Source organism: Shinella zoogloeoides (genome assembly GCF_030733845.1).
Classification (GTDB): Bacteria; Pseudomonadota; Alphaproteobacteria; order Rhizobiales; family Rhizobiaceae; genus Shinella; species Shinella zoogloeoides_C.
Map to the genome: position 1 here is coordinate 289,813 of NZ_CP132313.1, position 21,272 is coordinate 311,084.

The 21,272-nt window shown below is 63.8% G+C and carries 22 protein-coding genes; 4 read left to right on the forward strand and 18 right to left on the reverse strand.

Annotation, left to right across the window (positions count from 1 at the left end):
• Positions 1–6: 6 nt before the first annotated feature.
• The 3 genes from Q9316_RS24125 to Q9316_RS24135 all read right to left on the reverse strand — a co-directional run bounded on the left by Q9316_RS24125 (position 7) and on the right by Q9316_RS24135 (position 3,207).
• The gene (locus tag Q9316_RS24125) at positions 7–1,245 is read right to left on the reverse strand and encodes a sugar ABC transporter substrate-binding protein (RefSeq protein ID WP_306036342.1); all 1,239 of its coding nucleotides are present in this window, start codon (positions 1,243–1,245) and stop codon (positions 7–9) included.
• A gap of 107 nt (positions 1,246–1,352) precedes the next feature.
• Entirely contained in the window at positions 1,353–2,342 is a 990-nt protein-coding gene (locus Q9316_RS24130) for a transketolase family protein (protein ID WP_306036343.1), read from the reverse strand.
• A 1-nt stretch (position 2,343) separates the two neighbouring features.
• On the reverse strand, positions 2,344–3,207 hold the full coding sequence (locus Q9316_RS24135) for a transketolase (RefSeq protein WP_306036344.1): 864 nt from the start codon (positions 3,205–3,207) through the stop codon (positions 2,344–2,346).
• A 107-nt stretch (positions 3,208–3,314) separates the two neighbouring features.
• On the opposite strand from Q9316_RS24135, the gene Q9316_RS24140 reads away from it, so the two are divergent.
• Positions 3,315–4,811, forward strand: a complete 1,497-nt coding sequence (locus Q9316_RS24140; RefSeq protein WP_306035837.1) for an aldehyde dehydrogenase — start codon at positions 3,315–3,317, stop codon at positions 4,809–4,811.
• Between the two features lie 49 nt (positions 4,812–4,860).
• The gene (locus tag Q9316_RS24145) at positions 4,861–6,039 is read left to right on the forward strand and encodes an iron-containing alcohol dehydrogenase (protein WP_306035838.1); all 1,179 of its coding nucleotides are present in this window, start codon (positions 4,861–4,863) and stop codon (positions 6,037–6,039) included.
• A 15-nt stretch (positions 6,040–6,054) separates the two neighbouring features.
• Here the strand turns inward: Q9316_RS24145 and Q9316_RS24150 are convergent, their stop codons facing one another.
• Genes Q9316_RS24150 through gabD form a run of 3 tightly spaced genes read right to left on the reverse strand, consistent with a single transcriptional unit; the run spans position 6,055 to position 9,887 of the window.
• A complete protein-coding gene (locus Q9316_RS24150; RefSeq protein WP_306036356.1) occupies positions 6,055–6,726 on the reverse strand; it encodes a GntR family transcriptional regulator in 672 nt (223 codons plus the stop codon).
• Positions 6,727–6,780: 54 nt separating this feature from the next.
• Positions 6,781–8,385 (reverse strand): GMC family oxidoreductase, encoded by a 1,605-nt coding sequence (locus Q9316_RS24155; protein ID WP_306035839.1) that lies wholly within the window; start codon positions 8,383–8,385, stop codon positions 6,781–6,783.
• 50 nt (positions 8,386–8,435) lie between these two features.
• Positions 8,436–9,887 (reverse strand): NADP-dependent succinate-semialdehyde dehydrogenase, encoded by a 1,452-nt coding sequence (gabD, locus tag Q9316_RS24160; RefSeq protein ID WP_306035840.1) that lies wholly within the window; start codon positions 9,885–9,887, stop codon positions 8,436–8,438.
• Between the two features lie 76 nt (positions 9,888–9,963).
• Here gabD and Q9316_RS25755 point away from each other — a divergent pair, with 76 nt between their 5' ends.
• Complete coding sequence (locus tag Q9316_RS25755; RefSeq protein WP_371878053.1) at positions 9,964–10,227, forward strand: GMC oxidoreductase; 264 nt, start codon at positions 9,964–9,966, stop codon at positions 10,225–10,227.
• A 96-nt stretch (positions 10,228–10,323) separates the two neighbouring features.
• On the opposite strand, the gene Q9316_RS24165 is transcribed toward Q9316_RS25755, so the two are convergent.
• The 10 genes from Q9316_RS24165 to Q9316_RS24210 all read right to left on the reverse strand — a co-directional run bounded on the left by Q9316_RS24165 (position 10,324) and on the right by Q9316_RS24210 (position 18,213).
• Positions 10,324–10,836, reverse strand: a complete 513-nt coding sequence (locus tag Q9316_RS24165; protein ID WP_306035841.1) for a gluconokinase — start codon at positions 10,834–10,836, stop codon at positions 10,324–10,326.
• A 1-nt stretch (position 10,837) separates the two neighbouring features.
• Positions 10,838–11,593, reverse strand: a complete 756-nt coding sequence (locus Q9316_RS24170) for an SDR family oxidoreductase (protein ID WP_306035842.1) — start codon at positions 11,591–11,593, stop codon at positions 10,838–10,840.
• Positions 11,594–11,601: 8 nt separating this feature from the next.
• Positions 11,602–12,633, reverse strand: coding sequence for an L-idonate 5-dehydrogenase (locus Q9316_RS24175; RefSeq protein ID WP_306035843.1), 1,032 nt, complete (start codon positions 12,631–12,633; stop codon positions 11,602–11,604).
• Positions 12,634–12,643: 10 nt separating this feature from the next.
• Positions 12,644–13,591 (reverse strand): 2-hydroxyacid dehydrogenase, encoded by a 948-nt coding sequence (locus Q9316_RS24180; protein WP_306035844.1) that lies wholly within the window; start codon positions 13,589–13,591, stop codon positions 12,644–12,646.
• Between the two features lie 14 nt (positions 13,592–13,605).
• Positions 13,606–14,280 (reverse strand): 4-carboxy-4-hydroxy-2-oxoadipate aldolase/oxaloacetate decarboxylase, encoded by a 675-nt coding sequence (locus tag Q9316_RS24185; protein ID WP_306035845.1) that lies wholly within the window; start codon positions 14,278–14,280, stop codon positions 13,606–13,608.
• A gap of 94 nt (positions 14,281–14,374) precedes the next feature.
• The gene (locus tag Q9316_RS24190; RefSeq protein WP_306035846.1) at positions 14,375–15,211 is read right to left on the reverse strand and encodes an ABC transporter substrate-binding protein; all 837 of its coding nucleotides are present in this window, start codon (positions 15,209–15,211) and stop codon (positions 14,375–14,377) included.
• Between the two features lie 26 nt (positions 15,212–15,237).
• The gene (locus Q9316_RS24195; protein WP_306035847.1) at positions 15,238–16,005 is read right to left on the reverse strand and encodes an amino acid ABC transporter ATP-binding protein; all 768 of its coding nucleotides are present in this window, start codon (positions 16,003–16,005) and stop codon (positions 15,238–15,240) included.
• Positions 16,002–16,760 (reverse strand): amino acid ABC transporter permease, encoded by a 759-nt coding sequence (locus Q9316_RS24200; protein ID WP_306035848.1) that lies wholly within the window; start codon positions 16,758–16,760, stop codon positions 16,002–16,004. Before Q9316_RS24200 ends, Q9316_RS24195 begins: the two co-directional genes overlap by 4 nt.
• Positions 16,757–17,464, reverse strand: coding sequence for an amino acid ABC transporter permease (locus Q9316_RS24205; protein WP_306035849.1), 708 nt, complete (start codon positions 17,462–17,464; stop codon positions 16,757–16,759). Before Q9316_RS24205 ends, Q9316_RS24200 begins: the two co-directional genes overlap by 4 nt.
• Positions 17,461–18,213 carry an SDR family oxidoreductase gene (locus Q9316_RS24210; RefSeq protein WP_306035850.1) on the reverse strand — a complete coding sequence of 251 codons (753 nt, stop codon included), beginning with the start codon at positions 18,211–18,213 and terminating at the stop codon, positions 17,461–17,463. The genes Q9316_RS24205 and Q9316_RS24210 overlap by 4 nt, the downstream gene beginning before the upstream one ends.
• 150 nt (positions 18,214–18,363) lie before the next feature.
• Here Q9316_RS24210 and nac point away from each other — a divergent pair, with 150 nt between their 5' ends.
• On the forward strand, positions 18,364–19,275 hold the full coding sequence (gene nac / locus Q9316_RS24215) for a nitrogen assimilation transcriptional regulator NAC (RefSeq protein ID WP_306035851.1): 912 nt from the start codon (positions 18,364–18,366) through the stop codon (positions 19,273–19,275).
• Here nac and Q9316_RS24220 read toward each other — a convergent pair.
• Both Q9316_RS24220 and Q9316_RS24225 read right to left on the reverse strand, forming a co-directional pair.
• Positions 19,272–20,474 (reverse strand): pyridoxal phosphate-dependent aminotransferase, encoded by a 1,203-nt coding sequence (locus Q9316_RS24220; protein ID WP_306035852.1) that lies wholly within the window; start codon positions 20,472–20,474, stop codon positions 19,272–19,274. The two genes, nac and Q9316_RS24220, sit on opposite strands and share 4 nt — an antisense overlap.
• A gap of 26 nt (positions 20,475–20,500) precedes the next feature.
• On the reverse strand, positions 20,501–21,268 hold the full coding sequence (locus Q9316_RS24225) for a LamB/YcsF family protein (protein WP_306035853.1): 768 nt from the start codon (positions 21,266–21,268) through the stop codon (positions 20,501–20,503).
• Positions 21,269–21,272 lie beyond the last annotated feature (4 nt).

Here is a 21,272-nt window from a genome sequence, read left to right on the forward strand (position 1 = left end):
AAGCCGTCAGCCGCGGATCTGCGGGATCGTGCGGAAGGGCGGAACCTCGTATTTGAAGAACGGGTTCGACTGGTCGGGATCGATCAGGCTGTCGACATTCTCCTTGGTGATGATCTCGGCCGGGAAATAGGAACCGAGCGGCAGGTTGTTCGCGTCGAAGCCCTTGCGGAAGATCTCGTTGATCAGCACCATGACGCCCTCACCCGTGGCGCGGCCACTGTTGGCGCCGGTCACCAGCAGGTCGCCGCTCTTGACGAGATCGAGCGCAACGCGGAAACCATCGGCGGCGCAGGCGACCGGAATTTGGCCCTTCTTGCCGATGTTCTCGATGGCCGTCAGCGCGCCGATGCCCATGAAGTCGTTCTCGGCGAGCATCAGGTTGATGCGGTCGCCATGGCCGGCGAGCAGGTCTTCGGCGCCCTTCAGGCCGCCCTCTTCCGTCCATCCGCCCGGCTGGATGCCGACGACTTCGAACTTGCCTTCCGCCCAGTTGAACGAACCGCCGGTCTTCAGGTCCTGGAACAGGTTGAAGCCCTTCAGCATCGCATCCTCGCGGCTGAGGCCGAGATTGAACTGGTTCGAGCGTTCAAAAACGATGCCCGATAGCAGGCCGGTAATGCGGCTTTCCGAGGTCGAATTGCCGAGCGTGCCGATGGTGACGCCCGAGACGATCGACGCGTCCTTGCCGATATGCTTGGCCGCGTAGACACCGGCCTCGAAGCCGTTGCCGAAAGGATTGGCAAGAACCGTCGAAACGAAAGGACCCGAGGCATCCGGCACCGTGCCGAGCGCGATAACGGGAATGCCGGCATCGACGGCGCGCTGGGCGTCGGTCGCAGCGCCCGCCACGTCGGTCGGATCGACCACGATCACGTCGACACCCTTGGTGATGAAGGAATCGAAATGTGCCGAGGTCTTGGACGGATCACCGTCGGCCACCTGGATGTCGATCGTATAGCCGCCATATTCGGCCGCCTTGCGCTTGGCTGCCTCGACCACCTCTACGAACCAGGCATTGCCGAGCGTGATCTCGGTCCAGCCGATCACGATGTTCTTCGGGTCCTTCGGCGTCTTCGGCAGCGCCTTGACGATATCGGCGCGGTCGTCCATCTGCGGGTCGATCACGCCCGACAGCGCGGTGTTCGGCATGTGCGAGTAAAGTTCATGCTTTTCGGCGGCGAAAGCCGGACCGGACAGCGCCGTAAACAACAGCGCCGCGGCGGCGAATTTTCCATAGGTCTTCATCTGCGTCCTCCTCCAGGATGGACCGGCGACACTCCCGCGCCGATCCGATTAAAATACATGATATATCATTTACGGTGACAGCTCCTCGCTATCGCCAATTTCCTCGGTCAGCCGATAGCTTTCAGCACCAGTTCCTCGATGCCTTTCTCGTCGAGCTTGTAATGGGCGTAGAGATGGGTCGGCGGCGCGATCAGCGCGTACTCGTCGTGGATGCCATGGCGGATGAGCCGCTTGCCCACGCCCTCGTCCGCCAGTACCTCGGCAACGGCCGCCCCAAGACCGCCGATGATATTGTGCTCCTCGATGGTCATCAGCAGCTTTGAACGGGCCGCCGCTTCAAGCACCGCGTCGCGGTCGATCGGCTTGACGGTCGCCATGTCGATGACGCCGATCGACCGGCCGGCGGCATTGAGCCGCTTGGCCACCTGCACGGCGGGGTGCACCGGCAGGCCGCAGGCAATCATGGTGAGTTCCTCGCCGCGCGCATGCTCGATGGCCTTGCCGAAGACGAAGTCGGCCTTGGGATCGTAGAGGTCCGGCTCACGGCCGCGCCCGGTGCGGAAGTAGATCGGCCGATCGTGATCGACGCTGGCGCGGATCGCCGCCTCGAGTTGCGGGCCGTCGGCGGGGGAAACCACCGTCAGGTCGGCGATCGAGCGCATCGTGCCGATATCTTCCGTAGCGTGATGCGAGGTGCCGTAAAAGCCCATGGAAATGCCGGTGTGATGGCCGATCAGACGCACCGGCAGGGCGCAATAGGCGACGTCCATGCGGATCTGCTCGCAGGTAAGCAGGCCAAGGAACGAGGCGAAGGTGGCGACATAGGGCATTATGCCGGTCGTCGCGATGCCGGCGGCGGCGGAAACCATGTTCTGCTCCGAAATGCCGAAGCCGACATAGCGGTCCGGGTAGCGCGCCGCAAAACGGTTGAGGCCATTGGAGTATTGCAGGTCGGCCGACCCCGCCATGACGGGATGGCCCGCCTCTACCAGCGAGATCAGGCCGTTCGACAGATGGTCGAGGCCAGGATTCTTCTGGTTCAGTTCGCGGTAGTGCCAGGAATTCGGCGACTGGGGACGTGCGAGGGCTTGGCTCATGTCAGATCACCTTCGAAAGGATTTCGGCGCGGGCGGCGTCGGCGTCGATCGGATCGAGATAGCCGAGGTGCCAGCCAGGCTCGGTCTCCATGTAGCTCACACCCTTGCCCTTGAGGGTGCGGGCGATGATGCAGCACGGGCGCGTGCGGGCTTCATCTGCCTTCGCTCGGCGCAGCGCCGCCGTCAGTTCGGCGATGTCGTGGCCATCGACGACATGCACCTCCCAGCCGAAGGCGCGCCATTTCTCGTCGAGCGGCTCGATGCCCATGACATCGTCCACGGCACCGTCGAGCTGGTAGCCATTGCGGTCGACGATGGCGACCAGACGGTTGAGCTTGTGGTGCGCCGCCCCGATGGCGGCTTCCCAGACCTGGCCCTCCTGCATCTCGCCGTCGCCCAGCATGACGAAGGTGGTGAAGCTGCGGCCCTGCATGCGTCCCGCAAGCGCCATGCCGAGACCGTTCGACAGGGCATGACCGATGGAGCCGGAGGAGAAGTCGACACCCGGCACCTTGCGCATGTCGGGATGATCGCCGAGCGGATTGCCGAGGCGGGTATAGCCGTTCAGCACCTCCACCGGCAGGTAGCCGAGATCGGCAAGGATCGGGAACAGCCCTACGGCTGCGTGGCCCTTGCCCATCAGGAAGCGGTCGCGATCGGCCCATTTCGGATTGTCGCTCAGCCGCATCACGTCGTAATAGAGTGCGGCGAAAATCTCGGCCGCCGAAAAGACCGACGTGTAATGGCCGACCTTAGCGATCTCGATCAAACGGATCGTCTCCAGCCGCACGAACTGCGCCCGGTCGCGAAGCCGCGCGATGGTCGCCTCATCGGGGCGGAAATCATTTCTCAGTGCCGAATTCAATCTGCGTCCTCCCTGCGCTCGCCGCCCGATGGCAGCAACATTCGCTTGCCTGACGGGATTTAACATCATATATCATATATGTCACGCACAAATTTAGGGAGGAGAGCATGACCCTTCAACTGTCGAAATCCGACATCCTTGGAATCCGCAACCGCCTTGAAATCAAAGGCCAGGCGTTCATCGACGGCCGTTTCGTCGATGCAGCCTCGGGCGAAACCTTCGACGACATCTCGCCGCGCGACGGCCAGGTGATCGCCAAGGTGGCAGCCTGCGACACCGCGGATGTCGACCGTGCGGTCACGGCCGCCCGGCGCGCCTTCGAGGCCGGCGTCTGGCGCGACCGCTCCCCCAAAGAGCGCAAGAAAGTGCTGCAACGCTTCGCGGCGCTCTTCGAAAAGCATATGGACGAACTGGCGGTGCTGGAAACGCTCGACATGGGCAAGCCGATCAGCGAAAGCCGGACGATCGACGTCAATGTCGTGCTCGACACGCTGCAATGGTATGCCGAGTGCCCCGACAAGCTCTACGACGAGATCGCGCCGACCGGCCCGAACCAGCTTGCTACCATCACGCGCGAGCCGGTGGGCGTGGTCGGCGCCGTCGTGCCGTGGAATTTCCCCATGCTGATGGCGACCTGGAAGCTCGCTCCGGCGCTTGCCATGGGCAATTCCGTCATCCTCAAGCCCGCCGAGCAATCTCCGCTGACGGCCATTCGCATGGCGGAACTCGCAGCCGAGGCCGGAATTCCGGACGGCGTCTTCAACGTCGTGCCGGGCTTCGGCCCCACGGCCGGCAAGGCCATGGGCCTGCATATGGACATCGATTGCCTCGCCTTCACCGGTTCGGGCGAAGTCGGCAAGCTGTTCCTGCAATATGCCGGCCAGTCGAACATGAAGCGCGTCTTCCTGGAATGCGGTGGCAAGTCGCCAAACATCATTCTTGACGATGTCCCGGAACTGCGCGCCGCTGCCGAGCGTGCCGCTACCGCCATCTGCTTCAACCAAGGCGAGGTCTGCGTCGCGCCGTCGCGTCTCATCCTGTCGGAACGGATCCAGGACCAGTTCCTCGATATCGTCGTCGACACGGCCCGATCGATCCGGCCCGGCGATCCGCTCGATCCGGAAACGAAGCTCGGTGCGCTGGTCGAAGATGGCCATCGCTCGCGTGTCGAGAGCTATATCGCCAAGGGTCAGGAGGAGGGCGCCCGCCTCGTGCTTGGCGGCGACCGGCCTGACACCAATCTCGGCGGCTATTATGTCAATCCGACCATCTTTGCCGACGTCAAGAACTCGATGACGATCGCACGCGAAGAGATCTTCGGACCCGTACTGTCGACTATCACCGTCAAGGACGACGAAGAGGCGGTGCGGGTCGCCAACGACACCAGCTACGGCCTTGCCGCGGCCGTCTGGACGCGTGACCTCTCCCGCGCCCACAGGATTTCGCGCAAGCTGCGAGCTGGCAGCGTATGGGTCAACTGCTATGACCACGGCGACGTCACGGTGCCCTTCGGCGGCTTCAAGCAATCCGGCAACGGGCGCGACAAGTCGCTGCATGCGCTCGACAAATATACCGAGCTGAAGACGACCTGGATCGAACTCTAAGCCATCAGGAAGGCGGCTCTGGCCGCCTTCCCTTTTCGGACAGGATACCATGAGCACTCAAAACACCTACCAGATCACCCTGCCCACGCGCGTCCGTTTCGGCCCCGGCTCCATCGAAGCGCTGCCCCAGGAAGCCGCGAAGCTCGGAAAGCGGGCCTTTCTCCTCATCGATCCCTTTCTCGAGGGTTCACCTCTCGAAAGCACAATCGTCGGCACGCTTGCCGCAACCGGCATCGAAACCCGCCTTTGGCATGATATCGTGCCCAACCCACGCGCGGCGACCTGCGACGCTGCCGCCGCAGAGGCCCGCCGCTGGAAGGCCGACGCTATGATCGCCATCGGTGGCGGCTCGACCATCGATGCCGCCAAAGCCGTTTCGCTTGCAGTGACGAACGGCGCCCCATCATGGGACTTCACCGCCCGCACCAATGCCAGGGTCCGTCAGCCGGAAAAACCCGGACTGCCTCTCATCGCGGTGCCGACCAATGCCGGCACAGGTGCGGAAATTACTCCCTTCGCCGTACTCTCCAATCCCGATCTCAAGCTCAAGGCGACGATCATCCACCCCTTCTGCTACCCGGATGTGGCACTCATCGACCCTGGCCTTCATCTTACCAAACCATCGCGGCTCACCGCATCGACAGGAATCGATACCTTCCTGCATGCTTTCGAGGGCTATATCGGCACCAGGCCAAACAGCTGGACGGACGTGTTCTCGATCCGCGCCATGGAGCTGGTTGCCACCTACCTGCCGCTCGCCTGCGCCGACCCGTCGAACCTGGAGGCGCGCATCCGGATGGCCGAAGCCTGTTATATGGCAGGGGTGACTCTCGGCAATATTGGCGTCGGCATACCTCACGCCCTCGGCCAAGCGCTAGGCGCGCTCAAGGATACCCCGCACGGCGAGAGCTGTGCCGCCTTTCTCCTTTCCACCGTGCGCTGGACACTTCCGCACGCAGGCAACCGGCTGGCGAGGGTGGCTACGATCTTCCAGCAGGACCTGGCTGGCCTGACGGAGGTCGAACAGGCCAATGCGCTGCCGGAAGCCCTTCAGGGCTTCTTCTCGGCAATCGGCCTTTCGGGTGGGATTGGCTCGCTGGGCCTCCAGCGGAACGAGGCTGACGCCTTGGTGGAGATTGCGATGACGAACTACGGTCAGGACGTCGCGTGCTCGCTCAGGCCGGCCGATCGGAACGACCTGCGGACTATCGTGCTGGCGAGCTTCTGAAAGGGTGTCGGGCGGTCAAACCGCCCGTTTCTTTTCCAGCCAGTCGACGAGGACCTTTCCCCAGACGATGTCTTCCTGCATTGCGGCGCGCGCGCCTGCCGCGTCGCGCTTGCCCAGTGCCCGCAGGAGATCGTAGTGCTTGTGCGCGCCGCTTGTCAGGTCCCGCACCGGCACAGTGATGTGGAACGTCCGCAGAAGCGGTCCCATCAGCGTCCACATGTTCTCGACAGTCGCAAAGACCAGCGGCATGCCAGCGGCCGCGACGACGGCGAAATGGAACTGCCGGTTGATCAGCGACGCCTCCTGCGGATCCTCTCCGGCCGCCACGCGGAAAGCTTCCTGAAGGCTTTCCAGATTGGCGAGTTCCTTCGGCGTAATGCGCTCTGCGGCAAGTGCCGCCGCTTCGCTTTCCAGATGGTAGCGAATAAACTGGATCTCACGCAGTTCATCCGGCGCTAGATTGCGCACGTGAATAGCGGTTGCCGCCTTCATTTCCAGCGCGTGCTCGCTAACAAGGCGAAAGATCGCCTCGCGCACCGGCGTGATTGATACGCCTAGTTCTTCGGCGAGGCTGTTGATGCGAAGACGTTCACCCGGTTCGTAGCGTCCGTCCATCAAGGTTTCGCGGATCGCCGTATAGACCTGTTCGGAGAGGTTGCCACGGTCCAATTTGTTCAAGCTTGTCATAGGCACCTCCGTCTGCACCGACCGCCCTGCGTCGGTTTCCGACTCCATCCAACCTCAGGCGTTGCTTGGCGGCAATGGGTCGATGCCGCGGATTATGTCCGACGCCTTTTCGCCGATCATTATGGCCGGCGCATTGGTATTGCCCGAAATCAATGTGGGCATGATGGAGTTGTCCACAATTCTGAGGTTCCGCAAACCTCTTACCCGCAATTGTGGGTCGACAACCGCCATATCGTCCGTCCCCATCCGGCATGTTCCGGCCGGATGGTACACCGTCTTGCCCTTGGAGCGAATATAGGACTGCAGGGTCGCCTCGTCCTCGATTCCCGTTCCGGGGAAAGCTTCGGTCTTTTCGACATAGGGCGCGAATGCCGATTGCGAGAGGATGTCGCGCGCCAGCCGGAGGCCCTTGACGGAAAGACGCATGTCCTCGGGGTGGCTGAGATACCGGGGGTCGATGATCGGGTGATCGGCCGGATCCGTCGAGCGCAGCCGAATCTCGCCGCGGCTGAGCGGCCGCAACACACAGGGATTGATCGTTGCCCCCGCCCGCTTGATTTGCTCCTGGTCGCTGTCCAGGAAGACGATCGGCACGAAATGCAACTGTATGTTCGGCTCATCCTCCATGTCGTCGACATTGACGAAGGCGCAAGCCTCCGTGACGTTCGACATGACCGGACCCGACTTGAAAAGCAGATATTGCAGACCGTTACGCATCGAACGGAAGAACGTATCTTCACCGAAATAACCATATCGCCCGGTGCAGTAGCGGATCGCGGGAAATTCCAGGTGATCCTGCAAGTTCTGGCCAACGCCCTCAAGGCGGTGATGCACGGCAATGCCGTGACGCTTCAATTCATCCTCCGGCCCTACGCCCGAGAGCATCAGGAGCTTCGGCGTCTGCACGGCGCCCGCGGAAAGGATGACCTCCTTCTCCGCACGGATCGTCCGCAGCGCTCCGTCCTGCCGATATTCCACCCCAACGGCGCGATCGCCCTCAAAAAGGATGCGGGTGACAAAGCAGCCGGTCTGGATGTCGAGATTGCCGCTGGCCAGCGCCGGGCGTAGATATGCGACGGCGGCGCTGCAGCGCCTTGCATTGCGCGTCGTTGTCTGGTTGTAGCCCACACCTCGTTGCCGGCGGCCGTTGAAGTCGGACGTGAAGGGTATGCCCGCCTCCTGCGCACCGAGCACGAAGGCTCGTGTCAACTCATTGACCTGCCGAAGATCGGAAACACCAAGCGGGCCTTTCGTACCGTGATAGGCATCCGAAAAGCGGTCGTTGTCCTCCGCGCGCCGGAAGTAGGGCAGGACTTCGGAATAGGACCAGCCGGCCGCGCCGAGCGAGGACCACGTATCGTAATCGCTGCGCTGGCCGCGAATGTAAATGGTGGCGTTGACCGATCCACCACCGCCCAGCACCGCACCTTGCGGCATGATCGGCGAGCGCCCGGCAAGGCCGGCCTGTTGCTCGGTCTTGTAGTGATATAGAAGCTTGGAATCGAGCAGCTTTACAAAGCCCGCTGGAATGTGGATCAGCGGATGGCGATCTCGCGGCCCGCCCTCAAGGATCGTCACCTTTCCGGAGTTCGACATGGCCAGCCTTCCGGCTAGTGCACTGCCGGCCGAACCCCCGCCTACAATCAAATAGTCGGTCACAATTTTCCTCCCAGGAGTGATTTCATATTCGGACGAGCATTCGCGCTGCCTCAGGCGATGCCGCCGAGGCAGACATATTTGATCTCGGTGAACTCCTCGAGGCCGTATCTGGAACCCTCACGGCCGAGACCGGAGAGCTTCACGCCGCCGAACGGCGCTTCCGCCGTCGAGATCAGGCCCGTATTGACGCCGACCATGCCGTATTCCAGCGCGTCCGCCACGCGGAACACGCGCGACAGGTCCTTGGCGTAGAAGTAGGACGCAAGGCCGAATTCCGTGTCGTTGGCCTGAGCGATGACGTCATTCTCGTCCGTGAAGCGGAAGAGCGGGGCGACGGGGCCGAAGGTCTCTTCCTTCGCCACGGCCATGTCCGGCGTCACGTCCGTGATCACGGTCGCTTCGTAGAAGGTGCCACCAAGGGCATGGCGCTTGCCGCCCTGAACCACGCGGCCGCCCTTCTTCACGGCGTCGGAGACATGCTCCTCCACTTTTTCCAGCGCGGCACCGTCGATCAGCGGACCGAGCACCACGCCCTCGTCGAAACCATTGCCGGTCTTCAGCTTGCCGACGGCGGCGGCGAGCTTGTCCGAGAAGGCGTCATAGACGGCGTCCTGGACGTAGAGCCGGTTGGCGCAGACGCAGGTCTGGCCGTTGTTGCGGAACTTGGCGATCAGTGCACCCTCGACGGCCGCATCGAGATCGGCATCGTCGAAGACGATGAAGGGTGCGTTGCCGCCAAGTTCCAGGCCCAGCTTCTTGATGGTCGGCGCGCACTGCTTGTAGAGTTCGGCGCCGATTTCCGTCGAACCGGTGAAGGTGAGCTTGCGGACGGTCGGGTTGGCGGTCATTTCCGCGCCGATCTCGCGGGCAGAGCCGGTGATGACGGAGAAGAGGCCGGTGGGCAGGCCGGCGCGCTCGGCGAGGATGGCGATTGCGATGGCCGAGAAGGGCGTCTGCGAGGCCGGCTTCAGCACCATGGCACAGCCGGCGGCGAAGGCCGGGCCGGCCTTGCGGGTGATCATGGCATTGGGGAAGTTCCAGGGCGTGATGGCCGCGACGACGCCGATCGGCTGCTTCATCACGAGGATGCGCTTGTCCTTCTGGTGGCCGGGCACGATGTCGCCGTAGAGGCGACGGGCTTCTTCGGCGAACCATTCGACGAAGCTGGCGCCGTAGACGATCTCGCCGGTGGCTTCGGCCAGCGGCTTGCCCTGTTCCATGGTCAGGATGCGGCCGAGATCGTCCTTGTTCTCGATCATCAGCTCGAACCACTTGCGCAGCACGGCCGCGCGTTCCTTGGCGGTGCGGGCGGCCCAGCCCTTCTGGGCCTCGGCGGCCGCGTCGATCGCTTCCCTGGTTTCCTTGGCACCGAGCTTCGGGACATGGCCGACAAGCTCGCCCGTCGCCGGGTTCTTCACCGCTATGCCGCTGCCATCCGCTTCAATCCAGCGCTGGCCGACAAGGGCTGCCTGGCGAAGCAGGCTCGGGTCCTTAAGGGTCATTCGATAATAGCTTCCCACTTTTAACGATGCTATAATATATCATATATTTTTTAACGCAAGCGTCGCCGCTCCCGCCATGAAGGCCCTTAGCGTCCGGAAACTGGCGCTCGGCGAAGAGAGGTTGTCCGATGCGGACTTCGAGGCGCATGCGCGGGCGAATGCCAAAACCGTCTATCACCCGGCGGGGACCTGCAGAATGGGCCGGGACCAGCTCTCGGTCGTGGATAATTGGCCGCGGGTGCAGGGTATTCCTCGCCTGCGCATCGCAGACGCGTCGATCATGTCGACGCTAGTGAGCGGCAACACGGATGCCACGTGCATCACGATCGCGGAGCGTTGAGTCTACTGTCGCGTTTTTGATGGGAGTAGAAACAGAGACTGAGTCGTTTGACGCTCAGTTTTTTTGCATTTGATGAGATTTGAAGCGCAAACCAGCCTACCCAACCTCAAGCAGACTAATTACTTGATCAACGATCGCGTCCAGTGGCCGGTCGATATCGACCGTGATACTGTGTTCATCTGCGGCGGGCAGTTCGAGCGCCGCGAACTGGCTGTCGATGAGGATTGTCGGCATGAAGTGGCCCGTGCGGGCGCCCATGCGCTTCGTGATCAGCTCTGCCGTGCCGGAGAGGTGGACGAAGGTGACGGGCGCGCCGGCTTCCGCGCGGATGTGGTCGCGGTAGCGGCGCTTCAGCGCCGAACAGCCGAGGATGAGGATGCCGTCCGGGTTGGCGAGCCTTTGCCCGATGAGGGTGAGCCAAGGCCAGCGGTCCCCGTCGCTCAAGGGTTCGCCGCGGCTCATCTTCTCGATGTTTTCCGACGCATGCAGGTCGTCGCCGTCGAGATAGGCGGCGCCGAGGCGCGCGGCGAGTGCGGCGCCGACCGCCGACTTGCCGCAACCGGCGACACCCATCAGGACGATGCGGCTTATCGGATGGGACTGGGGCATCTCAGAGCGAGGCCGTGATGCCGCCGTCGACATAGAGCGTGTGTCCGTTGACGAAGGAGGAGGCGGCCGACGAGAGAAAGATGCAGGCGCCGACCAGCTCCTCCACCTTGCCCCAGCGACCGGCGGGCGTGCGCTTCTCCAGCCATTCGGAGAAGGAAGCGTCGGCGACGAGCGCGGCATTCAGCGGCGTGTCGAAATAGCCGGGCGCGATGGCGTTGCATTGCAGGCCGTGTTTGGCCCAATCCGTCGCCATGCCCTTGGTGAGGTTGCCGACGGCGCCCTTGGTGGCGGTATAGGGCGCGATGCCGGGGCGGGCGAGCGCGGTCTGGACGCTGGCGATATTGATGATCTTGCCCGCGCCGCGCGCGATCATGTGGCGGGCGACGGCCTGGCCGACATTGAAGACAGTCGAGATGTTCGTCTTCAGCAGCCGCTCGAAGGCATCGGCCGGGAAATCCTCCAGCGGCGTGCGGTGCTGCATGCCGGCATTGTTGACGAGGATGTCGATCGGGCCAATGTCGGCTTCGAAGGCGTCGACCGCCTTGCGCACCGCCGCGTGGTCGGTGGCGTCGAAGGCGAGCGTATGCTTCGCGCCGAGGTTCTTCGCGGCAGCCGCGAGCTTGGCTTCGTCACGGCCGTTGAGGACGACGTCCGCGCCGGCGGCGGCAAGGCCCTTTGCCAGGGCGAAGCCGATCCCCTGGGAGGAGCCGGTAACGAGGGCGCGCTTGCCCGTGAGGTCGAAAAGCTGGATGCTCATGGCTCTTCCTAACTGAACGCGATCTGCGTCTTCATCGATTGCCCCTTGTCCGAGGCAATCTCGAAGGCCGTCAAGGCCTCCGCAAGCGGCAACGTATGGGTGATCAGCGGTTTCACATCGATCAGTCCGCCCTGCATCAGCTTCACCGCGACGGCGAATTCCTCATGGAAGCGGAAGGAGCCGCGCAGGTCCAGCTCCTTGGCGGTGATCGCCATCATCGGCAGGCTCATCTCGCCGCCGAGGCCGAGCTGGACGATGACGCCGCGCGGGGCGAGCGCCTGGATGCCGGCGACGAGGGCGGGCTGCGCGCCGGAGCATTCATAGAGAACGTCGAAATATCCCTTGTTCGCGCTGAAAGGCACGAGCCCGTCGCGGTCCTCGGAAAGATTGATCGTGCGATCCGCGCCGACGGTGCGGGCAAAGCCGAGCGCCCGCTCGGAAAGGTCGGCCGCGACGATCTCGGCGGCACCTGCCCGGCGGGCGGCGAGGATCGAAAGAGTGCCGATAGGACCGCAGCCGGTGACGAGCACGCGCTTGCCCAGCATCTCGCCGGCCCGGCGCGTGGCGTGCAACGTCACCGACAGCGGTTCGGCCATCGCGGCTTCGCCGGCCGTAAGGCCGTCCGCCCTGACGCATTGGCTGGCCTTGGCCACCAGGCGCTCGCGGAAGGCGCCCTGGATATGCGGGAAGGGCATGGCCGAGCCGTAGAAGCGCATGTTGAAACAATGGTTCGCCAGGCCCTTCAGGCAATAGTCGCAGGCGCCGCAGGGCCGCGAGGGCGAGACGGCGACGAGATCGCCGACGGCAAGACCGGAGACCCCTTCGCCGAGCGCGGCGACATGTCCGGCGACCTCATGGCCGAGGATCATCGGCTCTTTCAGCCGCACCGTGCCGAAGCCACCGTGGTTGTAATAGTGCAGGTCCGAGCCGCAGATGCCGCCGGCAGCAAGGCGGATCTCCACCTCACCGGGACCGGGCGCTTCCACGGCGCTGTCCTCGATGCGCAGGTCCTTCGCCGCGTGGATGACGATCGCCTTCATGGCTTTCTCCTCACAGGACCGGGGTTGGCAGCGGCCGGCCGTCGAAATGGGACGACAGGTTGTCGAAGACGAGCTGGCCCATGGCCTTGCGGGTCTCGACCGTGCCGGAGGCCATGTGCGGCTGGAGCAGCACGTTGTCCAGCGCCAGGAAGCGCGGATTGAGGTTCGGCTCGCCCTCGAAAACGTCGAGCGCGGCCGAGCCGAGCGCCTTGCTCTCGAGCGCGTCGAGAAGGGCGCCCTCGTCGATGTTGGAGGCGCGGGAGATGTTGATCAGCATGCCCTCCGCCCCCAGCGCCGCGATGACCTTGGGCCCGACGATATGGCGCGTCTCGGCCGAGGCGGCGAGGGTGACGAAGAAGAAGTCGGAGCGTTCGGCAAGCTCGACCGGATCGGCGATGAAGGTCCAGTCCTTGGCGAAGTCCTTCGGACCGGTGTCGCTATAGGCGATGTCCATGTCGAAGCCGGTGAGGCGTTTGGCGACCTCGTAGCCGATGCGGCCGAGGCCGAGCACGCCGGCGCGCATGCCGTGCACCCGGCGCTTCAGCGGATAGAGGCCCTTCCTTGCCCAGTCGCCGCTCTTCACCCAGGCCTCGCCGCCGATGACGCCGCGCGCCTCAGCCAGCATCATGGCGATGCCGAGATCGGCGACGTCCTTGGTGAGTACGTCGGGCGTGTTGGTGACGCGGATGCCGCGCTCGCGGGCGGTGGCAAGATCCACCGCGTCATAACCGACGCCGTAGACGCTGATGACCTCGAGCTTCGGCAGCGCCTCGATCATCGCGCGGTTGGCGCCGAGTTCGCCGCGTGTCGCGATGCCGCGGATATTGCCGCCGTGCTCGGCGAGAAACGCCGCCTTGTCGGCCGCCTCGAAATAGCGGTGCATCGTGAAATGCGTATCCAGGCGTTCCTGGTCCCATTCGGGATACGGGCCAACCTGTAATATCTCGATCTTGCTCATAATGGACCCTCCGTTCACGCTTCGACCGTCAGGCCTTTGGCTTTCAGCACCGCTTCAAGATTGCTGACCTCTACGACCGATTTTCCGGCCTTGTAGGCGGCGATGTAGCCGGCTTCGGCGTCTTCACGCGCCTGCGAAAGTGCTGCCACGTCAAGCGCTTCCTCGCGTCGCACGATAACGAGACCGTCGGCGTCGCCCACGATGATGTCGCCGGGATGGATGAGTTCACCGCCGACGACGATCGAGTCGTTTGTGGAGGTCAGCGTTTCCTTGACGGTGCCCTTGATGCAGACACTGAGCGAGAAGACCGGGAAGCCGAGTTCGCGCAGTTGCAGCGAGTCGCGCACGCCGCTGTCCGTGACGAGACCGCCGATGCCTTTGGCGAGGCAGGCATTGGCCAGTACGTCGCCAAAGGAGCCAGCCTCCTCGTATTCGCCGCCCGAAACGACGATGATGTCGCCGGGATGGGCATAGTTGATCGCCAGTTGCAGCATGATGTTGTCGCGCGGCGCGCAGCGCACCGTGAAGGCCGGACCGCACAGCTTCATACGGTAGTCGACCGGCTTGATGCGCGAGGAGAGCGCGCCGCGCCTGCCCTGCGCCTCGTGGATGGTCGCGGGCGAGAATTTTGCAAGCGCCTCGATCTCGGCAGCGCTCGGACGGACGGGCATTTTCTTGATATGCGTCATGATTTTTCCCACGAGTGGTCGTTGCGGCGGGCGCAGCGCCCGCCGCCGTGTTGTTGAAGTCATGTTGGAAAGACTGTCGCCTGTGCCAGAGCCCTTACGGGATTTCGGTGAACTTCAGTTCGGAGAGCGGTGCGACTTTGTCGGTACGGGTCATCTTGTATTCGGTGTTCGGGCCGAGCCACTTGTCCCAGATCTGGTTGATCTCGCCGCTCTCGTCGAGCTTGCGCAGCACCTCGTTGATCTTTGCCGTCAGCGCCGGCTGGTCCTTCTGCATGCCGATGCCGATCGGCTGGAACAGCATCGGTTCCTCGATCATGCGCATCTCGCGGCCCTTCGTCTTGGATTCGTTGACCAGCTTGGTCGTCGTCATGGTGTTGGCGACCATGCCACGGGCCTTGCCCTGCTGGGCGGCGAGGTAGGCGGAGGCCGTGTCCTGGAAGGTCAGCGGCTCGGACTTGTTGAGCTTGATCGACATTTCCGAGGTCGAGCCCTTGGTGGAGGCGATGCGCTGGCCGACATAATCCGCCTTCACCTTGCCGGGATCGTCAGCCGGGACGATCAGCATTTCCTTGGCGAGATAGTAGGGATCGCTGAACTGGATCTGCTCGGCGCGGCTCTTGGTATAGGCGAGGTTGGCGACGGTGATATCGACGCGGCCGAGCTTCACCTCCGGCACGCGGGCCTCCACCGAAACCGGCTTGACCTCGGCCTTCACGCCGAGCTCGCGGGCAATGGCGCCGCACAGATCGACGTCGAAGCCGACCATTTCACGGGTCTGCGTATCCGGTGCGGCAAAGGGCGGCACGTCAGCAAAGGTCGCGCAGCGCAGCGTCTTGTTGGCAATGATGTCGTCAAGCTGATCGGCCGCGGCCGGCCCGGCAAGCGCGGCGGCCGCAACGGTCGCGGCGAGGATGAGATGATGGCACTTCATTGGCTGTTCTCCTTCGTTGCTTGGTATTAGTGGCGCAGGTCCGCGAGGAAGCGCTGCGCGCGGGGATGCTTAGGATTGCTGAAAAATTCGTCGGGCGTCGCCGTCTCGATGATCTGTCCGCCGTCGATGAACCAGATGCGGTCGGCCACATCGCGGGCAAAGCCCATTTCGTGCGTGACGCACATCATGGTCATGCCCTCGGCCGCCAGCGACTTCATGACGCTCAGCACTTCGCCGACCATTTCCGGGTCGAGCGCGCTGGTCGGCTCGTCGAAGAGCATGACCGGCGGCTCCATCGCGAGTGCCCGGGCAATGGCGACGCGCTGCTGCTGGCCGCCGGAAAGCTGGGCGGGATAGCTGTTGGCCTTGTCGCGCAACCCCACCCTTTCGAGAAGCTTCAGCGCCTTGTCGCGGGCCTGCGCCGCCGGCACGCCTTTCACGCGCATGGGCGACATGGCGACGTTGTCGACCGCCGAGAGATGCGGAAAGAGATTGAAGCTCTGGAAGACAAAGCCGATGCGACTGCGCAAGCGGTTCAGTTCGCGGCCCTTGAGCGGGGCGTGGATGTCCTGCCCTTCGAAGAAGATCGAGCCGCTGTTGATTTCCTCCAGCCGGTTGACGGTGCGGATGAGGGTCGACTTGCCGGAGCCGGAAGGGCCGCAAATGACCACCACCTCGCCGCGCGAGACCGTAGCGTCGATGCCTTTCAGCACGTCGAATTCGCCATAGCTTTTGCGGACATCGGCCAACTGGATCGTCTGATCCTTCGCGGGGGCGGATACTGAAGCGGTCATGGCTGCTCCGTGGCGTTGGTGGTCAGGGAAAGCGGAAGCGTCCGCTTCGGGGCAATAAGGCCGGCGCGACGTCGGGTGATGCGTCGCTCCACGACATTGGTGAGCGCGGTCAGCGACCAGCAGATCACGTAGTAGGTGAGCGCCAGGATCAGGAAGACCTGGAAGGGCTGCGTAAGGAGCTGGTTGTTGACCTGGCTTGCGGCGAAGGTGAGGTCCGGCACGTTGATGACATAGCCGAGCGTCGTGTCCTTGATGGTCGCGACGAAGGTCGACAGCATGCTCGGGATCATGTTGTAGAGCGCCTGCGGCAGGATGACGTAGCGCATGGCGCCGAACCAGCCGTGGCCGAGGGCCCTTGCGGCATCCATCTGCCCCTGCCCCAGCGCCACGATGCCGGCGCGGATGATTTCGCTGAGAAACGCGCCCTGATAGACCACGAGGGTGGCGAGCATGGTGAGGAAGCTCGGCACGTCGGCCCCCGTCAGCAGCGGCACGAGGAAATAGCTCCAAAGCACCAGCATCAAGAGCGGCACGCCGCGCGTCACATAGACCAGCACCGTCACCGGCCAGCGCAGCGCCCGGTATTTCGAAAGGCGGGCGAAGGCGAGCAGGATGGCGAAGGGAAAGGCGATGACGATGCTGAGCGCCGAGAGGATCAGCGTGTTGGCAAGGCCACCGAGCGGGCCGTTCGGATATTGGCCAATGAGGAGCAGCAGCCAGTATTCGTCGATGATGGCGATCAGGTCGTGGATCATCGGCGCGCTCCGTTCAGGGGATCGGCGCGCCAGGTGAGCCAGGCGCCGGCGCCCATGATGATGAGCGAAAAGAACAGGTAGAGGACCGTGCCGATCAGGTAGATCTCGAAGGTGCGGAAGGAGAGGTTCTCGATCTCCTTCACCGCGTGGCTGAGTTCCGGCGCGCCGATGACGATGGCAAGGCTCGAATTCTTGAACAGCGAGACGGAATGGTTGACCAGCGCCGGCAGCGCATTGCGCACGCCCTGCGGGATCAACACGTAGCGCATGGAGGAGATGTAGCCGTGGCCGAGAGCACGCGCCGCCTCCATCTGTCCGGGATTGATCGAGCGCAGGCCCGACCGAAGATCCTCGCTGAAATAGGCCGCCTGGCAGAGCCCGAGGCCGATGACCGCGAAGATCATCTCGGCCGAATGGGCCGAAAGCCAATCCGCCACGCCCATGGGCAGCACCGTGTAGATGCCGAAGTACCAGAGCATGAGTTGCACCAGCGTGGGCACGTTGCGGTGATAGGACACGTAACCCGCCACCACCGAATTGCCGATCCGTCCCGGTGAGAAGCGGATCGCAAGCAGCAGCACCGCAAGGCTCATGGCCAGCAACCACGAGCAGATCGCGATGATGAAGGTCATCTTGATGCCGTGCGCCAGCATGGCCATGTATTCGGGATTGCCGAGGATGGCGGTGAGGTCGAAGCCTTTCACGGCTGCCGCTCCTGCGGGCGAGCCGTCTGCAGGCCACCCATCACCTGGAGCGTCGGCGTGATTTCCATATGGCCGATATTGACCGCGACGGGCGCTGCGATGGCAAAGGCGATGGCGTCGGCGATGTCGGCGGCCTGCGGCAACTCGAAGCCGTCGATGAAGCGTTCGCGGATCGACGGGTCGTCGCCATGCACGTGGTTGAAGATGTCGGTCGCCACGCGGCCCGGGCAGATTTCCGTCACCCGTACGCGCTTGCCGAAGGTGTCGATGCGCAGCTGGTTGGACAGCATCGCGACGCCGGCCTTGGTGGCGTGATAGGTCGAATTGCCACCGAAATTGTAGTTGCCGGCGATCGAGGAAATATTGATGACATGGCCGCGATCGCGCGCCGCCATGCCGGGAACGATCAACCGGCAGAGGTGGAGGACGGCACGCAGGTTGACATCGACGAGGAGATCGATGTCGCCATCCTCCGCCTCCAGGAATTTCTTCGGACGATCGACGCCGGCATTGTTGACGAGGATGTCGAATTCGACGTCGCCGCAGAGCCTTGCGAGTGCCGCCCGGTCCGTGACGTCGACGGCGTGGGGAACGCAGCCCGTGCGCGCGGCGAGGTCCTGAAGGGCGCCCGCGCTGCGGGCGACTGCGTGAACTTCCAGACCCTCGCGGCGGAGCCGTTCGACGACCGCAGCACCGATCCCGGAGGAGGCGCCGGTCACCAGAGCGGTTCTGTAATCGGAAAAGGACATTGTGGTTCCCCTGTTGTTGAAAGAGAGAGTAGCGAAGCTTTTCCGCTCTGAATAAGACCGTTTGAATCTGGATGGATAAGGAAGCCTTATGGGCTTGCCGCAATCCTTCCGGCCTGTAACATGCGGCACCGTCAAGGACTGGTTCGGCATATGGATATCAGGCGTCTCAAATCCTTTATCGTCATCGTGGATACCGGCAGCATCACCCGCGCTGCCGACGTGCTGCACATCGCCCAGCCGGCCCTCAGCCAGCAGCTTGCCGCGCTGGAGGATCACTTCCGCCAGAAACTGCTGATCCGCAGCCAGCAGGGCGTCTCGATGACCGAAGCGGGCAAGGCCGTCTATCGCCACGCCCAGATCATCCTGCGCCAGATGGACCAGGCCCAGGCTGACGTGACGGCGGCCGGCTCGACGCTCGTCGGCCGCGTCTCGGTCGGCCTCGTGCCGTTTTCGAGCGCGGCGACGCTCTCCGTCGACCTCCTCACCGAAACCCGCAAGCGCCATCCCGGCATCCTTCTGCATCTTACCGAAAGCGTCGGCCAGACTTACAGCCAGATGATCATGAACGGCCGCCTGGAAATGGCGCTCATCCACGGCACCGGGCCGATCAAGGGCGTACGTTTCGAGCCGGTCTTCACGGAAGAATTTCACCTCGTCGCCCACAAGGATTTCGGCATCGAGGCCGGAGACGCGCCGCTGCCGGTGAGCGCGCTGAACGACCTGCCACTCCTCCTGCCGCCGCCCTACAATTTCGTGCGCCGCGCCATCGACCTCGCTTTCACCCGCGGCCGCCTGTCGCTGAACGTGGTGGCGGAGGTGGAGATCGTGCGCACGCTCGGCCGTGCCGTCAGCCGCGGCGTCGGCGCGACGATCATGCCGCGTGCCATCGCCGAGCGTATCGTCGCCGAGAGTTCCGAACCGATCGTCTCACGCATTGTGACGCCCCGGGTCGAGGAGACGCTGTCGCTTTGCGTTTCCGACCAGAGCGAGCTTTCAGAGCCCGCCCTGGCAGTGCGGTCCATCCTGATGGAATTGACCGCACGCCTCAAGGGCCAGGGTTAGCGCAGACCCGCGCAGAATTCGGCGACGCGGCCGCAGGCCTCGTCCAGCCGCTCCATGCTCGTGGCGTAGGAGATGCGGAAGAACGGGCTCATGCCATAGGCCGCGCCCTGCACGGTAGCGACATGATGCTCGTCGAGCAGGGCGAGCACGAAATCCGTGTCCGTCTCGATCCGGCGCCCGCCCTTGCTCGTCCGGCCGATCAGCTCGGCGATGTTCGGGAATACGTAGAAGGCGCCCTCCGGCTTGTGGCAGCGGACGCCATCGATCTCGCCAAGCCGGTCCACGACGAAATCGCGCCGGGTCTTATAGATCGCCGCCCGCTCCTTCAGGAGGTCCTGCGGCCCGTCGAGCACGGCGGCGACGGCGGCCTGCGTGATGGTGGACGTGCCGCCGCTGTTCTGGCCGTTGACGTTGCTGATCGCCTTGATGAGGTCCTTCGGCCCGCCGCAGAAACCGAGGCGCCAGCCGGTCATCGCATAGGCCTTGGAAGCGCCGTTGACCGTCAGCACGCGGTCCTTCAGACGCGGTTCGACCTCGGCGATGGTGCAGAATTCAAACCCGTCATAGATCAGGTGCTCGTACATGTCGTCGGTCATGATCCAGACATGCGGATGTTTCAGCATCACCTCGGCGATGGCCTTCATCTCGGCGCGCGAGCAGGCCGCACCCGTCGGGTTGTTCGGGAAATTCAGGAACAGCCATTTCGTGCGCGGCGTGATCGCCGCATCCAGGTCTTCGGCGCGCAGCTTGAAACCGTTCTGCTGCGGGCAATCGACCGGCACCGGCACGGCGCCGGCGAATTTCACGATATCGGCGTAGCTGATCCAGGAGGGCGACGGGATGACCACCTCGTCGCCGGGATTGCAGGTGGCCATGACGGCGTTGAAGATGATCTGCTTGCCGCCGCCGGCAACGACGATCTCGCTGGCATCGTAGTCGAGATTGTTGTCGCGCTTGAATTTACGCGCAATCGCCTGGCGCAGGGCCGGGGTGCCGTCGAGCGGCGGATATTTCGTATCGCCGGCAAGCGCAGCCGCATAGCCCGCCTCGACGGCATTGGCGGGGGTGGCGAAATCCGGCTCGCCGGAAGACAGGCTGATGACCTTGATGCCCTTGGCCGTGAGATCGCGGGCGCGCTGGGTCATCGCGGCGGAGGCGGAGACGGAAACGTTCTGCAGGCGGTCGGCTATGGCGGGCATGGTGGTCGCTTTCGATGGGACGGAAATTATCGCAGGAGTTTGGAAACGGGCGTGAGGGTGCCACCGGCCGCTTCGATCTCGCTGCGCACGGTGCGGGCAAGGTCGAGCGAACCGGGCGTGTCGCTGTGCACGAGGATGGAGCGCGCGCGCATCGGAATGACAGTTCCGTCGATGGCCGTGACAGTCCCGTCGAGGAGGAATTTTCGCACGCGGGCGCGCACAGAGGCCTCGTCCTTGACGAGGGCGCCGGGTTGGCCGCGCGGCACGAGCGCACCCTTGGCGTCATAGGCACGGTCGGCGAGAAAGAGGGTCAGGGTCTTCAGCCCGGCCTCGATTGCGGCACGCTCGATCACGCTGTCCGCTGTCGCAAAGACGATGAGGCCGGGATCGACGCTGTGGATCGCCGCCATCATGGCCGAGGCAAGCGCGGGATCGCGGTTGACCATGTTTCCCATCGCCGCATGGAAACTGACATGGGAGACCGTGACGCCCTCGGCCTTGGCAATCGCCGTCAAAGCGCCGAGCTGGTAGAGCATCTGCTGGCGCAATTCGTCCGGCCCGAACGGCAATTCGCGGCGGCCGAAGCCCTGCCGGTCCGGCAGACCGGGATGGGCACCGACATCGACACCCCGCTGCCGCGCCAGGCGCACCATGCGCACCATCGTATCGGGATCGCCGGCATGGAAGCCGCAAGCGATGTTGGCGGAGGTGACGACATCCATCATCGCCTCGTCGTCGCAGAGACGGTAGGGGCCGAAGCCCTCGCCCATATCGGAATTGAGATCGACCTGCATGGGA

What these genes read in the sequence shown, in the direction of transcription:
- Q9316_RS24125 (WP_306036342.1), bottom strand. Translation starts at nt 1,245, where the DNA reads ATGAAGACCTATGGAAAATTCGCCGCCGCGGCGCTGTTGTTTACGGCG.
- Q9316_RS24130 (WP_306036343.1), bottom strand. Translation starts at nt 2,342, where the DNA reads ATGAGCCAAGCCCTCGCACGTCCCCAGTCGCCGAATTCCTGGCACTAC.
- Q9316_RS24140 (WP_306035837.1), top strand. Translation starts at nt 3,315, where the DNA reads ATGACCCTTCAACTGTCGAAATCCGACATCCTTGGAATCCGCAACCGC.
- Q9316_RS24145 (WP_306035838.1), top strand. Translation starts at nt 4,861, where the DNA reads ATGAGCACTCAAAACACCTACCAGATCACCCTGCCCACGCGCGTCCGT.
- Q9316_RS24150 (WP_306036356.1), bottom strand. Translation starts at nt 6,726, where the DNA reads ATGACAAGCTTGAACAAATTGGACCGTGGCAACCTCTCCGAACAGGTC.
- gabD (WP_306035840.1), bottom strand. Translation starts at nt 9,887, where the DNA reads ATGACCCTTAAGGACCCGAGCCTGCTTCGCCAGGCAGCCCTTGTCGGC.
- Q9316_RS25755 (WP_371878053.1), top strand. Translation starts at nt 9,964, where the DNA reads ATGAAGGCCCTTAGCGTCCGGAAACTGGCGCTCGGCGAAGAGAGGTTG.
- Q9316_RS24165 (WP_306035841.1), bottom strand. Translation starts at nt 10,836, where the DNA reads ATGCCCCAGTCCCATCCGATAAGCCGCATCGTCCTGATGGGTGTCGCC.
- Q9316_RS24170 (WP_306035842.1), bottom strand. Translation starts at nt 11,593, where the DNA reads ATGAGCATCCAGCTTTTCGACCTCACGGGCAAGCGCGCCCTCGTTACC.
- Q9316_RS24175 (WP_306035843.1), bottom strand. Translation starts at nt 12,633, where the DNA reads ATGAAGGCGATCGTCATCCACGCGGCGAAGGACCTGCGCATCGAGGAC.
- Q9316_RS24180 (WP_306035844.1), bottom strand. Translation starts at nt 13,591, where the DNA reads ATGAGCAAGATCGAGATATTACAGGTTGGCCCGTATCCCGAATGGGAC.
- Q9316_RS24185 (WP_306035845.1), bottom strand. Translation starts at nt 14,280, where the DNA reads ATGACGCATATCAAGAAAATGCCCGTCCGTCCGAGCGCTGCCGAGATC.
- Q9316_RS24190 (WP_306035846.1), bottom strand. Translation starts at nt 15,211, where the DNA reads ATGAAGTGCCATCATCTCATCCTCGCCGCGACCGTTGCGGCCGCCGCG.
- Q9316_RS24195 (WP_306035847.1), bottom strand. Translation starts at nt 16,005, where the DNA reads ATGACCGCTTCAGTATCCGCCCCCGCGAAGGATCAGACGATCCAGTTG.
- Q9316_RS24200 (WP_306035848.1), bottom strand. Translation starts at nt 16,760, where the DNA reads ATGATCCACGACCTGATCGCCATCATCGACGAATACTGGCTGCTGCTC.
- Q9316_RS24210 (WP_306035850.1), bottom strand. Translation starts at nt 18,213, where the DNA reads ATGTCCTTTTCCGATTACAGAACCGCTCTGGTGACCGGCGCCTCCTCC.
- nac (WP_306035851.1), top strand. Translation starts at nt 18,364, where the DNA reads ATGGATATCAGGCGTCTCAAATCCTTTATCGTCATCGTGGATACCGGC.
- Q9316_RS24220 (WP_306035852.1), bottom strand. Translation starts at nt 20,474, where the DNA reads ATGCCCGCCATAGCCGACCGCCTGCAGAACGTTTCCGTCTCCGCCTCC.
- Q9316_RS24225 (WP_306035853.1), bottom strand. Translation starts at nt 21,268, where the DNA reads ATGCAGGTCGATCTCAATTCCGATATGGGCGAGGGCTTCGGCCCCTAC.